The sequence below is a fragment of the Tropicimonas sp. TH_r6 genome (genome assembly GCF_033101155.1).
In the GTDB taxonomy this organism is placed as follows: Bacteria; Pseudomonadota; Alphaproteobacteria; order Rhodobacterales; family Rhodobacteraceae; genus Tropicimonas.
Genome location: NZ_JAWMPX010000011.1, coordinates 66376 through 79490, shown reverse-complemented (window position 1 = coordinate 79490; position 13115 = coordinate 66376). Strand labels below are relative to the sequence as shown.

The 13115-nt window shown below is 63.5% G+C and carries 12 protein-coding genes; 9 read left to right on the top strand and 3 right to left on the bottom strand.

What is annotated here, in order from left to right:
• Positions 1-178: 178 nt before the first annotated feature.
• Positions 179-1492 (bottom strand): short-chain fatty acyl-CoA regulator family protein, encoded by a 1314-nt coding sequence (locus R3X27_RS12520; RefSeq protein WP_317709200.1) that lies wholly within the window; start codon positions 1490-1492, stop codon positions 179-181.
• Positions 1493-1710: 218 nt separating this feature from the next.
• Between R3X27_RS12520 and R3X27_RS12515 the strand changes: the two genes are divergently transcribed.
• The 6 genes from R3X27_RS12515 to R3X27_RS12490 all read left to right on the top strand — a co-directional run bounded on the left by R3X27_RS12515 (position 1711) and on the right by R3X27_RS12490 (position 7949).
• Positions 1711-3060, top strand: coding sequence for a substrate-binding protein (locus R3X27_RS12515; protein WP_317709199.1), 1350 nt, complete (start codon positions 1711-1713; stop codon positions 3058-3060).
• Between the two features lie 111 nt (positions 3061-3171).
• Positions 3172-4194, top strand: a complete 1023-nt coding sequence (locus R3X27_RS12510) for a branched-chain amino acid ABC transporter permease (RefSeq protein ID WP_317709198.1) — start codon at positions 3172-3174, stop codon at positions 4192-4194.
• Positions 4195-4198: 4 nt separating this feature from the next.
• Positions 4199-5431 (top strand): branched-chain amino acid ABC transporter permease, encoded by a 1233-nt coding sequence (locus tag R3X27_RS12505; protein ID WP_317709197.1) that lies wholly within the window; start codon positions 4199-4201, stop codon positions 5429-5431.
• A 13-nt stretch (positions 5432-5444) separates the two neighbouring features.
• Positions 5445-6200: an ABC transporter ATP-binding protein gene (locus R3X27_RS12500; RefSeq protein WP_317709196.1), complete on the top strand. Its 756-nt coding sequence runs from the start codon at positions 5445-5447 to the stop codon at positions 6198-6200.
• A 71-nt stretch (positions 6201-6271) separates the two neighbouring features.
• Positions 6272-7027: an ABC transporter ATP-binding protein gene (locus tag R3X27_RS12495; protein WP_317709195.1), complete on the top strand. Its 756-nt coding sequence runs from the start codon at positions 6272-6274 to the stop codon at positions 7025-7027.
• Between the two features lie 172 nt (positions 7028-7199).
• Positions 7200-7949 carry a DUF4886 domain-containing protein gene (locus R3X27_RS12490; RefSeq protein ID WP_317709194.1) on the top strand — a complete coding sequence of 250 codons (750 nt, stop codon included), beginning with the start codon at positions 7200-7202 and terminating at the stop codon, positions 7947-7949.
• 102 nt (positions 7950-8051) lie between these two features.
• Here the strand turns inward: R3X27_RS12490 and R3X27_RS12485 are convergent, their stop codons facing one another.
• Positions 8052-8942 (bottom strand): 2-hydroxy-3-oxopropionate reductase, encoded by an 891-nt coding sequence (locus tag R3X27_RS12485; protein WP_317709193.1) that lies wholly within the window; start codon positions 8940-8942, stop codon positions 8052-8054.
• Between the two features lie 185 nt (positions 8943-9127).
• Here R3X27_RS12485 and R3X27_RS12480 point away from each other — a divergent pair, with 185 nt between their 5' ends.
• Positions 9128-9928, top strand: coding sequence for a FadR/GntR family transcriptional regulator (locus R3X27_RS12480; protein WP_317709192.1), 801 nt, complete (start codon positions 9128-9130; stop codon positions 9926-9928).
• A gap of 177 nt (positions 9929-10105) precedes the next feature.
• On the top strand, positions 10106-11191 hold the full coding sequence (locus tag R3X27_RS12475; RefSeq protein WP_317709191.1) for a polyamine ABC transporter substrate-binding protein: 1086 nt from the start codon (positions 10106-10108) through the stop codon (positions 11189-11191).
• 18 nt (positions 11192-11209) lie between these two features.
• On the opposite strand, the gene R3X27_RS12470 is transcribed toward R3X27_RS12475, so the two are convergent.
• The gene (locus tag R3X27_RS12470) at positions 11210-11800 is read right to left on the bottom strand and encodes a TetR/AcrR family transcriptional regulator (protein ID WP_317709190.1); all 591 of its coding nucleotides are present in this window, start codon (positions 11798-11800) and stop codon (positions 11210-11212) included.
• Between the two features lie 263 nt (positions 11801-12063).
• On the opposite strand from R3X27_RS12470, the gene R3X27_RS12465 reads away from it, so the two are divergent.
• On the top strand, positions 12064-13083 hold the full coding sequence (locus tag R3X27_RS12465; protein ID WP_317709189.1) for an alcohol dehydrogenase catalytic domain-containing protein: 1020 nt from the start codon (positions 12064-12066) through the stop codon (positions 13081-13083).
• The last annotated feature ends 32 nt before the right edge of the window (positions 13084-13115 follow it).

Sequence of the window (13115 nt, the reverse complement as noted above, 5' to 3'; positions counted from 1 at the left end):
GTCGCTTGCGTTTCTGGCAGCAAGATGGCGGCCGCCGGTTGAAAGGGGGAACAGTAGGTCGTCGCCAGAAAAACAAGGCAGTTCCGGCAAAGACTCTGGCGTTTCCACGGGCCGATCGTCCAGCCAGAGAATCTGCGGCCAGCATCGTGGAAAGGCCGCGACCGGCCCGTCCGGAACACTAGAGAACTTCCGCCATGATCGACGGCTCCCGCCGCGCGGCACAGCCACTGCGCGGACAGATCCGGCAAGAGGTCCCAACCTCCCGCGGGGGCTCGGCTACCTGCAGATCCGCCAGTTCTTCCGGCAGGATCAGCATCGCCGCCTCCAGCACCTGCGGCCCGTCGAACCCGCCCGGCTGCGAGGGTTGGCAGACCGCATAGCAGACGAAGCCGCGCGGGGACCGTCCGCCCATCTCGACCCGGTTGCGCACTGGCGCCATCGGTCGCGACAGCGCGCTGTAAAGCGGCCAGAGCGGACAGGCCGCCGAATAACGCGGCAGCGGAAAGCCCTCGACCGGCTTGCGGAAGGTCAATGTGCCTGAGCCGTCACAGACCACCAGCCCGATTTCACCCCCAACCGTCTCGACAGACAGCGTCGCCAACCGGCGGAACACAGCGCCGAGATCGACACCGAACCGGGCCGAAAGCGCCGCCGGGTCATAGGACATCGCGCGCGCGGCCTCCTGGAAAGCGGCAAGCGGCATATGCTCGGCATCCTGCCGGTAGCGGCGCAGGTAGTCCTGCGCCATCTGTCGCGCCGCCGCACTTGTCAGCCCGGTGCTGCGCTTGACCAGCGTCTCCGGATCGGGCGGCAGGTGTCGTTCCAGCTCGACAACATGGAAGCCCTGCGTCCGCAGCCAGCCATCGAGCTCTTCCTGCGGGGTCGAGCCAGCGAATTCGGTCGAGCTGGCCTCGTCGAGATAGCGCACCAGCGCCTCGGCGCTCTCGGCCAGGCGGGCACTCTCCTCGGCCATGTTGCGATGGAAACGGTCGCGCCATTCGGGGTCGATATCGCGGGTTTCGGCAAGGATCGTCGCTGTCGAGCGGATCGCTGTCACCGTCGAGATCACCTCGTGCAACGATGCCGACAGGAACGGGTCATGGGTCATCCGGTCCGACAGCACCTCGACCGAATGCTCCAGTTCCCGCGCGCGGCGTCGCGTGTCCGACAGCAGACGCGCCCAGCCGGGGAAGCGGCCGACGAATTCCTCCAGCCGCGGCAAATCCTCGGCCGCGCTCTCGTGATCTGCCGCCGCTTCGCGCAGCGTGTTCAGCAGCTCGACCTCGGCGCCCTCGGTCAGCGCCGAGGCGTCCACGCCCAATTCCCGCGCAATATCCATAATGAGTTTGCCGCCGATTCTTCGCCGATTGTGCTCGATCAGGTTCAGATATGACGGAGAAATACCGACCGAACGCGCCAGGTCGGCCTGCTTGCGGCCCTGCATGGTGCGTCTTTCGCGAATACGGGAGCCTGTCAGCGTGGATCGTGCCATTAACTTTTTACTGCCTTCCCAAGGGCTTTCTGCACTGCGGTGAGGATTAATTTACAACATGGGCGGCTTGAGTGTCTATATCTTTACAAAAAAATTCAATATTACAAAGGATTTGTTGCAAGAGTTAACAAGCGCCCCCGATACTGTGAACACCCGCTAGACGGGAAGCGCCGGCGAGGAGGACACCCGGCGCGACAAGAAAACATTGGGAGGACTACATGACCAAACTGGATTTCACCCGTCGGGGTGTACTCAAGACCACCGCCGCTGCTGGCGCAGGTCTGGCGCTGCCGACGATGTTCACCTCGTCGGCACACGCCGTCACCAACGACCCGATGGGCTCCAGCGTTACCCTCGGTTTCAACGTGCCGCAGACCGGCCCCTACGCCGATGAGGGCGCCGACGAGCTGCGCGCTTACGAACTGGCCGTTGAGCACCTGAACGGTGGCGGCGATGGCGGCATGCTGAACACCTTCTCCTCGAAGGTTCTCGACGGCACCGGCATCCTCGGCAAGAAGGTCGAGTATGTGACCGGCGACACGCAGACCAAGTCTGACGCCGCCCGCGCATCGGCCAAGTCGATGATCGAAAAAGACGGCGCGATCATGATCACCGGCGGCTCGTCCTCCGGCGTTGCGATCGCCGTGCAGGGTCTCTGCCAAGAAGCCGGCGTCATCTTCATGGCCGGCCTGACCCACTCCAACGACACCACCGGCAAGGACCGCAAGGCCAACGGTTTCCGTCACTTCTTCAACGGTTACATGTCCGGCGCAGCCCTCGCCCCGGTGCTCAAGAACCTCTATGGCGACGACCGCAAGGCCTATCACCTGACCGCGGACTACACCTGGGGCTGGACTCAGCAGGAATCCATCGCCGCCGCCACCGAGGCGCTCGGCTGGGAGACCGTCAACAACGTGCTGACGCCGCTCGCGTCCACGGACTTCTCCTCCTACATCGCCCCGGTCCTGAACTCCGGCGCCGACGTTCTGGTGCTGAACCACTACGGCGGCAACATGGTCAACTCGCTGACCAACGCGGTTCAGTTCGGCCTGCGTGAAAAGGAAGTGAACGGCAAGAACTTCGAGATCGTCGTTCCGCTCTTCTCCCGCCTGATGGCACGCGGTGCCGGCGAGAACATCAAGGGTATCGTTGGCTCCACCAACTGGCACTGGTCGCTGCAGGATGAGGGCTCCAAGGCCTTCGTGAAGTCCTTCGGTGAGAAGTACGGTTTCCCGCCGAGCCAGGCTGCGCATACCTGCTACGTGCAGACCCTGCTCTATGCGGACGCCGTCACGCGCGCCAAGTCCTTCGCGCCTTGCGATGTTGCCGCTGCTCTCGAAGGCTTCGAGTTCGACGGCATGGGCAACGGCAAGACGCTCTACCGCGCCGAAGATCACCAGTGCTTCAAGGACGTGCTGGTCGTTAAGGGTAAGGAGAACCCGCAGTCCGAATTCGACCTCCTCGAGGTTGTCGAAGTCACCCCGGCTGCTCAGGTCACCTACGAGCCGAACCACCCGATGTTCGGCGGCGACGACGCCTCGCTCGGCGAGTGCAACAACGGCGCGTAATCCACTCACGCAACACTGCCCGGCCGCTCGCATCGCGCGCGGCCGGATTCGCTTGACGCCCGGGGGCAACCTCCCCGCCGGCGCACCGGAACCTTTTTACAGGTGGGGACAATGGACGCCTTTTTCCTCCAGATCCTGAACGGGCTCGACAAGGGCTCCGCCTATGCGCTGATCGCGCTCGGGCTCACACTCATTTTCGGCACGCTCGGCGTCGTGAACTTCGCCCATGGTGCGCTGTTCATGCTCGGCGCCTTCTGTGCTGTCACCCTTCAGCGTATTCTCTCGCTCTCCTACGAGACGATCGACGAGACCAAGCTGGACTTCCTCGGCAAACCGCTGAAGGTCAAGACGCCCTACGTGGAAGGCTGGTTCGGCCCCGAGATGGGCGGCGCTATCATCGACTGGGCGGTCCCGCTCTCGATCCTGATCGCCATCCCCTTCATGATCGGCGTCGGCTACGTGATGGAACGCGGCCTGATCAAGCACTTCTACAAGCGCCCGCATGCCGACCAGATCCTCGTGACCTTCGGCCTCGCGATCGTGCTGCAGGAAGTCATCAAGTATTTCTTCGGCGCCAACCCGATCCAGACCCCGCCGCCCGACGCGCTGATGGGCGTCGTCAATATCGGCGCGCCGCTCGGACTTGAGCTGGCCTACCCGATCTGGCGGATGGTCTATTTCCTCTTCGCCGTGGGCATCATCGGCGGTGTCTTCAGCTTCCTGCAATTCACCACCTTCGGCATGGTGGTCCGCGCCGGCATGGCCGACCGCGAGACCGTCGGCCTGCTCGGCATCGATATCGACCGCCGTTTCACCTTCATGTTCGGCCTCGCCGCCGGCGTGGCAGGGCTTGCGGGTGTGATGTACGGACCGATCAACCCACCGAATTACCACATGGGAATGGACTTCCTCGTCCTCTCCTTCGTCGTGGTCGTGGTCGGCGGCATGGGCTCCCTGCCCGGCGCCGTGCTCGCGGGCTTCATGCTCGGCATCCTGGAGAGCTTCGCCTCTACCACCTGGGCCACCACCACCATTCCCGGCATCAACCAGATCATCATCTACCTGGTCGCCATCATCGTTCTGCTGACCCGTCCGAGGGGCCTTATGGGCCGCAAGGGCGTGATGGAGGATTAATCCCATGGGTCTCAACAAGAGTGATATGACGCTGCTCGTCGTCGTCGCCATCCTGGCGCTCGGAGCACCGTTCATCCTGAACCCCTTCCCTGTCGACAGCGGCATGGCGCAGTTCAACGCCGGCTATCCGGACCTGATGCAGCGTTTCGTGATCTTCGGCATCCTCGCCATCGGCTTCAACATCCTGTTCGGCCTCACCGGCTACCTCTCCTTCGGCCATGCGGCCTTCCTTGGAGTGGGCTCCTACGCCGCGGTCTGGATGTTCAAGCTGCTGAGCTACAACGTCCTTCCCGCCATCGCGCTTTCGGTGGTCGTGGCCGGGCTCTTCTCGGTGCTGATCGGCTATGTCTCGCTGCGCCGGTCGGGGATCTACTTCTCGATCCTGACACTGGCCTTCGCCCAGATGTCCTTCGCCCTCGCCTACTCGGTCCTGTCGAACCCCAAGTTCAACCTGACCAATGGTGAGACGGGCCTCCAGGTCTATGCCGGCGATCCGCAGATCTTCCACCGCGAAGGCCTGCCGGACGTGCCCCATCTCTTCGGAATCGCCATGCGCGACAATTTCCTCGAGCTGAAAATGGGCGGCTGGGAATTCACCTTCAACAATGGCTACTATCTCTGCGCCATCATCATGCTGGCCGTGTTCTACCTCTCCATCCGCCTCTTCCGCTCGCCGTTCGGGCTGATGCTGCGCGCGGTGAAGTCGAACCAGAACCGGCTGAACTACACCGGCCTGAACCCCAAGCCCTACACGCTCGCCGCCTTCATCATCTCGGGCATGTATGCCGGCCTGGCCGGTGGCCTGCTCGCCTCGATGGACCCGCTTGCCGGCGCCGAGCGCATGCAGTGGACCGCCTCTGGTGAAATCGTCCTGATGACCATCCTCGGTGGTGCCGGAACCCTGATCGGCCCGGTGCTCGGCGCAGGCTTCATCAAGTATTTCGAGAACATCTTCTCGAAGATCAACGACAACGTCCTGCACCAGTGGTTCGCCTTCATGCCCGACGGAATGGAAGACTTCATGGTCTTCATCGTGCATCCCTTTGTCGGCAAGGGCTGGCATCTCACGCTCGGCATCCTCTTCATGCTCGTCGTGACCTTCCTGCCCGGCGGCCTCGTCGAGGGTGGCCAGCGCGTCATCAATTTCTTCCGCAAGCGCGGCAAGAAAAACGATGATGACAGCTACAAGCCCGACCCCGAGCATCATCCCAAAGAAACGCCCCATGTGGCCGAATAAGGAGACCTGAGAAATGGGAATTCTTGAAGTCAAAGGGGTGAACAAACGCTTCGGCGGCCTGCAAGCCCTGGGCGACGTGAACCTCTCCGTGGAAGAAAACATCGTCCACGCGATCATCGGCCCCAATGGCGCCGGCAAGTCCACGCTGCTCAACTGCCTCGTCGGCAAGCTCATTCCCGACACCGGCTCGGTCACCTTCGACGGCCAGTCGGTGCTGGGACGCACGCCCTACGAGATCAACCAGATGGGCATTTCCCGGGTGTTCCAGACGCCCGAGATCTTCGGCGACCTGACCGTGTTCGAGAACATGGTCATCCCCGCCTTCGCCCGGCGCGACGGGGCTTTCCGGCTCCACGCGATCGAAAGCGTGGCCGCCGAGAAGGAGATCTGCATGAAGGCCGAGCAGATGCTGGTCGAGGTGAACATGCAGGACAAGCTGCACATGCATGCCGCCTCGCTCTCGCGCGGTGACAAGCGGCGGCTGGAGATGGCGATGTGCCTGCTCCAGGAGCCGCGCCTGCTGCTGCTGGACGAACCCACCGCCGGTATGGCGCGGGCCGATACCAACAACACGATCGACCTGCTCAAGGAGATCAAGGACCAGCGCGACATCACCATCGCCATCATCGAACACGACATGCATGTCGTGTTCTCGCTGGCCGACCGGATCACGGTTCTCGCCCAGGGCACGCCCCTGGTCGAAGACAGCCCGGAGAATATCCGCGGCAATCCGAAGGTCCGCGAAGCCTATCTCGGCGAAGCAGCGTAAGGAGATCCGTCACTCATCCCGAAAAGTGGCAACCGGTTTTCGGACAAGATGAGTGAGGAAAGGAAAAAACTATGAACGTCAAACCGGACTTTTCCAAGAACGCCAACCTGGCGTCCACTGCCCCGGCCTTCCTGTCGATCTACGACATGCATGCCTATTACGGCGAGAGCTACATCATCCAGGGGATCTCCTTCAACGTCCACGAAGGCGAGATCCTGGCGCTGCTCGGCCGCAACGGCGCCGGCAAGACCACCACGCTGCGCGGCATCGCGCGGATGGATGACCCGCAGGTCACCCATGGCGAGATCTGGCTCGATCACCAGCATCTGCACACGATGAAAAGCCACCAGGCCGCCAAATGCGGCATCGGGCTCGTGCCGGAAGATCGCTCGATCATCGCCGGCCTGACGGTGGAAGAGAACCTGCAACTGGCCCAGATCGTCGAACCCATCGGCTGGAGCATCGACCGTCTCTACGACCTCTTCCCCCGGCTCGGCGAGCGCCGCAAGCAGGAGGGCATCACCCTCTCGGGCGGCGAACAGCAGATGCTGGCCATTGCCCGCGCCCTCGGCCGGGACATCAAGGTGCTGCTGCTGGACGAGCCCTACGAGGGCCTCGCCCCGGTCATCGTCGACGAGATCGAGAAGACGCTCATCCACATCAAGGAACAGGGCATCACCACGGTCATCGTCGAGCAGAACGCGGTGCGCGCGCTGGAACTGGCCGACCGCGCGGTCATCCTCGACACCGGATCCATCGTCTTTGACGGTGCGGCCTCCGAGGTGCTTGAAAACGCGGAACTCAGGGCCGAGTACCTGGCCATCTGAGCGCATTCCCCGAAAGGGCGGCGCAGACCGCCCCATCGGTTTCCTTGCCGGGTCCATTGCGACCCGGCTTTTTTATCTCTGCGAACCAGTTTCGTTTCCCAGCGTGGCGGCCCAAAAATCACCAAAATGGACGACTACCCCGCCGTACAGTTTTAAGACGGGCGACAGGCAGATGATCAGAGTATTTTCGGTTGCGATTATGGGATTGGCCCTGTTTATCGCCTTTGGTCTGTCCCCTGCCCCGACAAAACGGATTCTCTTCATCGGGAACTCCTTCACCTACGGCGGCGATATCCCGGCGCAAGTCGGGAACATCGCCGCGACAGGTCGCCCCTCGGTTCGATATCACGTCGAGATGGTCGTTCGCGGCGGGACGACTCTGGATCAGCATCTCGCGGAAACGGACGCCCTTGAGCGACTCCGGAGAACTCAGTGGGATGTGGTGATCCTGCAGGATGCCAGCGAGATGTCCTTCCGTCCCGAATGGGTCATGCGCATGGCCACGGCCGCATCGGTCTTTTCCAGGGTCGCACAGGAGCAGGGCGCAGACATCCTGTATTTCGCCCATTGGGCGCCGGAGAGCCGGTCCGATGACAGGCCGGACGCCATTCGCACCATCGAGGAGACCTATGAATGGCTGGCCCGCGAGACGGGTGGACGTGTCGCGCGCGCCGGGCGGCTGTGGCAGCTCGCCGATGAGGCTGGCATGGACGGTCTCTATTCAGAGGATGCCCATCATGCGTCCCTGAAAGGGGCCTATGCCGCAGCCCTCGCCATTGCTGTCGCGCTTGGGGATGTCGACGTTACGCGCTCGAGTTGGGCCCCCGAGGCTGTGTCGCCGGCGGATCAGGACTGGTTGCGGCACGCCGCGCAGTCCTTGTCCAATGAAGATGGCACACGCGCGACCGACAGCGCGTTCTGAAAACCGTCTCCGCGGAACAGCGCCGTCCCGGGCCTGAACCGGGGCCTGGGGAGCGCCGCGACCCCGAGAGAGACGGTTCGCGGCGATCTGTCCAGGCGAGGATCAGGCTTCGTCGCCGATCTCGAACCCCGTCATGGCTTCCAGCGCCTTGACCACCGCCGAGTGATCCCAGGCGCGCCCGCCGGCGCCCACACAGGCATTCCACAGCGCATGGGTCGTCGCGGTGTTGGGCAGCGGCACGCCAAGCGCATAGGCTTCGGCAAGGGCAAGGTTGAGATCCTTGCGGTGCAGCTCGATCCGGCCACCGGGCTCGAAATTGCGCTCGATCATGCGCATCCCGTGGTTCTGGAAGATCAGCGAGTCGGCCCAGCCTCCGGCCAGCGCCTTATGCACCTTGCGCGGATCGGCACCGGCTTTCGCCGCCAGCAGCAGCGCCTCGGCCACGGCCTCTATCGTGTTGCCGACGATGATCTGGTTGCAGATCTTGGTCATCTGGCCAATCCCGTTCGGGCCAACCAGCGTCACGTTCTTGCCCATGCATTCGATCGCCGGCCTGGCGCGGTCGAACGCCTCCTGATTGCCGCCGCACATGATCGCGAGCGTCCCCGCCTGTGCGCCGACATCGCCGCCCGAGACCGGCGCGTCGATATATTCGCAGCCCATCTCGTTGATCTTCGCCGCGTATTCGCGCGTCTCCTTCGGCGCGATGGAGCTGTGATCGATGACGATCTTGCCGGGCGTCAGCCCCTCGGCCACACCGTTCTCGCCGAAGAGCACCTTGCCGACATCCGGCGTATTCGGCAGCATCGTGAAGACCATCTCTGCCGTCTCGGCCACTTCCTTCGGCGTCGCGCAGACCACCGCGCCGCCTTGGATCAGGTCGTCCGGAACCTTCGTCACATCACAGACAAAGAGCTCGTGCCCACCCTTTTGCAGATTGGCGGCCATCGGCCCACCCATGATTCCAACACCGATAAAACCCAGCTTGCTCATCGAATCCTCCTCTATCATCGCGAGCGACGGACAATTCGTACTACTATGTCTGACAATTTCAAGTCACAAAAAATATACCCCGCCCCTCCTCAAGCCCTTCAGTCGATTTGACACAGCCACCGTGCCTCGTATTGTCAGACAACCCGCCTGTATGCAGACCCGGGATCGGGGCGCGAGGAGACGCGATGAAACAGTCGATATCGGCCAACAAGGACCAGCCGCTGGGCGATCAGATCGCCGAAGCGCTGGGACACGAGCTGCTTTCGGGCACCTATCGGCCAGGCGATGCGCTGCCGACGGAGATGGAGCTTGTCGAGAGCTTCGGCGTGAGCCGCGCATCGGTGCGCAGCGGGCTGCAGGCGCTGGCCTCGCGCGGCATTATCGAAAGATTTGTCGGACAAGGCACGATCGCGCAGGATTTTCGCGACTGGAACATCCTTGATCCGATGGTGACCGGCCTGCTCGCGGACCACGCAAGCCCGCATCCCGACCTCGTGCGCAGCATTTTCGAGTTTCGCTATTCCGCCGAGCCTCTGGTGGCGGCGCTGGCGGCACGCAATGCGCGGGCGCGGGACCTGGTGGCGATGGAGGACGCGATCGACGACATGGCGCGGTGCAGCTCGAGGGACGTGGCCGCGGATGACAGTTTCACCGAACATGATGTCAGCTTCCATGTCGCGATTTACCGGGGCACGCATAACGCGATCTGGAGGCATCTTGCGCATATCCTGCGGCCGGCGATCACGCTCGTGGTACGGCGCAGCAACGAGACGACCGAGGAACTGCGCGAGACCCTCGCCCGGCACCGGGCGCTGATGGAAGCGATCCGGATGCGCGACCCCGCGGCTGCCTATGACGCGGCACTCGCGGTCATGCGGCTCACGGCCGGCGAACTGGACATCGCGCCGGGAACGACTGGCGCACCGGAGATCCCCGATCCGATGGGCGCGCTCTTCCGCGCCGGTGGCACGGGAGCGGCCCGCTAGGCAGGCGAGACTTCCAGGACGGGCCGGTCAGCCCGACACTGGCCACCCGGTCCGCACGCATCGCCGCGCTGCGCCGCACCATTCCTCTGGCTCTGCTTCCAGTCGGGATGCTACTGACACGAAGCCCGTCCAGATTGCCGGGACGACGCTGACTCCCATATCCCGAAAGGACCCCTGATGAAGGCACAGATCCTCGCCCTCGCCGCTTCCCTCTCATCTGTGGCGGCCCTGGCCGCAGCCGAAGAGCTGCATGTCTATAACTGGTCCGACTATATCGCCGACGGCCTGTTGGAGAAGTTCGAGGCCGAGACCGGCATCAAGGTCATCTATGACGTCTTCGATTCCAACGAGATGCTGGAGACCAAGCTCCTTGCGGGGCAGTCGGGCTACGATGTCGTCGTCCCCTCCGACAGCTTCCTGCGCCGGCAGATCCAGGCCGGGGCCTTCATGCCGCTGGACCAGTCCAAACTGTCAAATGCCGGCAACCAGTGGGAGGCGATCACCGCCCGCACTGCCGATTTCGACCCCGACAATGCCTTTTCGATCAATTATCTCTGGGGCACGACGGGCATTGGCGTGAATGTCGCCAAGGTGACCGAAGCGCTTGGCCCGGACGCGCCGATAGACAGCCTCGCGCTGGTCTTCGACCCGGCAAACATGGAAAAGCTTCAGGGCTGCGGCGTGCATTTCCTCGACGCGCCGGTCGAGATGATCCCGGCGGCGATGAACTATGCCGGATTCGACCCGAATTCGCAGGAGAAGGACGCTTTCGAAGCGGCTGGCACGGTGCTGGAGGCGGTGCGCCCCTATGTGCGCAAATTCCACTCCTCCGAATACATCACCGCGCTCGCCAATGGCGATATCTGCGTCGCGGTCGGCTGGTCCGGCGATATCCTGCAGGCGCGCGACCGGGCCGACGATGCGGAGAACGGCGTCGAGATCGCCTATCACGCCTTCCGCGAAGGTTCGGCCATGTGGTTCGACCAGATGGCAATCCCGGCCGATGCGCAGAACCCGGATGGCGCGCATAAGTTCCTGAATTTCATGCTGGATCCGGAGAATATCGCCGCTGTCTCCAACTATGTCTACTACGCCAATGGCAACCTGCCCTCGCAGGAGCTGCTGGAAGCCGATGTGATCGGGGATCCGGCGATCTATCCGCCCGAGGCCACGGTCGAAACGCTCTGGGTGTTCCAGGGCTGGCCGTCCAAGGTGCTGCGCACCGGCACCCGGCTCTGGACCAAGGTCAAGTCCGGCACCTGACCCGAACAGGCGCCGCGCTCAGGCCACGCCGACAGCGCGGCGCGTCATCTCCCAGTAGATCTCCTCGATATCGGCCCGGCCCAGCCGACCGGTCTCGCGGAACCAGGTGCTGACCCCGGTCAGCATCGCGATCAGTCCCATCGTGGCGACGCGCGCGTCGGCGATGGTAAACAGCCCCGCCGCGCTGCCCTCTTGCAGAATCCGCTCCAGCTCGCCCTCGTAGCGCCGGCGCAGCGCTTCCAGTTCGGCGAAATTCTCCGGCGAGAGATTGCGCAGTTCCATATAGGAAATGAAGACCTCGTCCGGACGGTCGAGATGGTAGCGAATATGAAAGCGGGTGAAGCTTTCGAGACGGGCCAGCGGTTCCGAGGTTGCACTCTCCGCGCGCCAGCTCTCAAGAAGGTGTTCCATATGGCTTTCCAACAGGTGGAAGAGCAACGCCTGCTTGTCGTCGATATACGCATAGAGCGCCCCGGCCTGAACACCGACCTCCGCCGCGATCTGGCGCATGGAAACGGCAGCGTAGCCATGTTGCGCAAAGAGATGCAGCGCCGCTTCGCGGATTTTCGGGCCGGTGATTTCGGCATGAGAGCCTGTCTTGCGTGCCATTGTCCGACATTCCATTGAACGAGCGTTCAATTCAAGAGGATAATGTGCTGGCCTTCCAGCCTGTGACGACGCTTCCGGGACAGTGGGGCGTTCCCTTTTTGCCATGAGGCCCCGGACGCAGACCCGGAAGGGCCGTGCCGATTTTAGCGCCGGGACGGCTGTTCCGCGTGACATCCCCCTAAGCGGCGCGAGGTCATTGCGCCACCGGCCTTGACCTTCCGGGCCAGCAACACGATCTCAGGTCGACCCAACAGGAGTACACCATGGACATCCCCACCACGATGCAGGGCCTCGTCCTGCTCCATGACGGCTATTCAACCGCACCGGCGACGCAGGAGCTGGACGATCTGTCGCCCTTCGTTGCCTTTCGAGAAATGGATGTGCCGCAGCCCGGCCCCGGATTTGCGCTGATCAAGGTGGCGCGCGCGGCGGTGAACCCCTCCGATATCGCCTTCATCAAGGGCGTTTACGGGCAGGCGCGGGTGGCCGGACACGCGGCGGGTTTCGAGGGCACGGGAACGGTCGTGGCCGGCGACACGCCGCTTCTGGGCCAGCGCGTGAGCTTCTTCGCCGCCGGATCGGGGAGCTGGGCGGACTACTGCCTCGCGCCGATCCAGATGTTGATCCCGCTGCGCCCGGATCTGCGCGACGAGGACGCGGCCGGGCTGATCGTCAACCCGCTGACCGCGGTCGCCATGTTCGACATCGTGCGCGAGGACGGCGCGGACAGTTTCGTCGTCACCGCCGCCGCCTCGCAGCTCGGCAAGTTCCTGATGGGGCTCGGCAAGGATCACGGGATCGGCGCATTGGCGGTGATCCGGCGTGGTGGACAAACCGACACACTGCGCGAACTGGGCGCTGCCGATGTGCTGGTGACTGAGGGAGACGGGCTGGCGGCACGGATCGCCGCGCTCTTCGAATCACACGCGCCGCGCGTCTTGCTCGATGCGGTGGGCGACCAGATCTCGGCGGATCTGTTCTTCGCCATGCCGGAGCGGGCGCGCTGGATTTCTTATGGTCGGCTCGCGCCCAAGCCGCCGGTGCTGACGCAGTTGCCGCAGTTTATCTTCAAGCAGAAGCGGATCGAGGGTTTCTGGCTCGCCGCCTGGCTGCGCGAAACCGCACCCGAGAAGATCGGCGCGGTCATCCAGGAAGTGCAGGCGCGCTTTGCCGAGGGCAAATGGCACACCGATGTCACCGCCTCGCTGCCGTTGGGCGACGTCATGGAGGCGCTGCCGGCGGCCTATGCGGAGAAGGACTCCAAGGTGCTGATCCAGCCCTGAGGCGCCCTGCCCGTCCGCGTTCTGCGCGGGCG

Coding starts and splice junctions, on each gene's coding strand:
- R3X27_RS12520 (WP_317709200.1), bottom strand. CDS start 1,492: ATGGCACGATCCACGCTGACAGGCTCCCGTATTCGCGAAAGACGCACC.
- R3X27_RS12515 (WP_317709199.1), top strand. CDS start 1,711: ATGACCAAACTGGATTTCACCCGTCGGGGTGTACTCAAGACCACCGCC.
- R3X27_RS12510 (WP_317709198.1), top strand. CDS start 3,172: ATGGACGCCTTTTTCCTCCAGATCCTGAACGGGCTCGACAAGGGCTCC.
- R3X27_RS12505 (WP_317709197.1), top strand. CDS start 4,199: ATGGGTCTCAACAAGAGTGATATGACGCTGCTCGTCGTCGTCGCCATC.
- R3X27_RS12500 (WP_317709196.1), top strand. CDS start 5,445: ATGGGAATTCTTGAAGTCAAAGGGGTGAACAAACGCTTCGGCGGCCTG.
- R3X27_RS12495 (WP_317709195.1), top strand. CDS start 6,272: ATGAACGTCAAACCGGACTTTTCCAAGAACGCCAACCTGGCGTCCACT.
- R3X27_RS12490 (WP_317709194.1), top strand. CDS start 7,200: ATGATCAGAGTATTTTCGGTTGCGATTATGGGATTGGCCCTGTTTATC.
- R3X27_RS12485 (WP_317709193.1), bottom strand. CDS start 8,942: ATGAGCAAGCTGGGTTTTATCGGTGTTGGAATCATGGGTGGGCCGATG.
- R3X27_RS12480 (WP_317709192.1), top strand. CDS start 9,128: ATGAAACAGTCGATATCGGCCAACAAGGACCAGCCGCTGGGCGATCAG.
- R3X27_RS12475 (WP_317709191.1), top strand. CDS start 10,106: ATGAAGGCACAGATCCTCGCCCTCGCCGCTTCCCTCTCATCTGTGGCG.
- R3X27_RS12470 (WP_317709190.1), bottom strand. CDS start 11,800: ATGGCACGCAAGACAGGCTCTCATGCCGAAATCACCGGCCCGAAAATC.
- R3X27_RS12465 (WP_317709189.1), top strand. CDS start 12,064: ATGGACATCCCCACCACGATGCAGGGCCTCGTCCTGCTCCATGACGGC.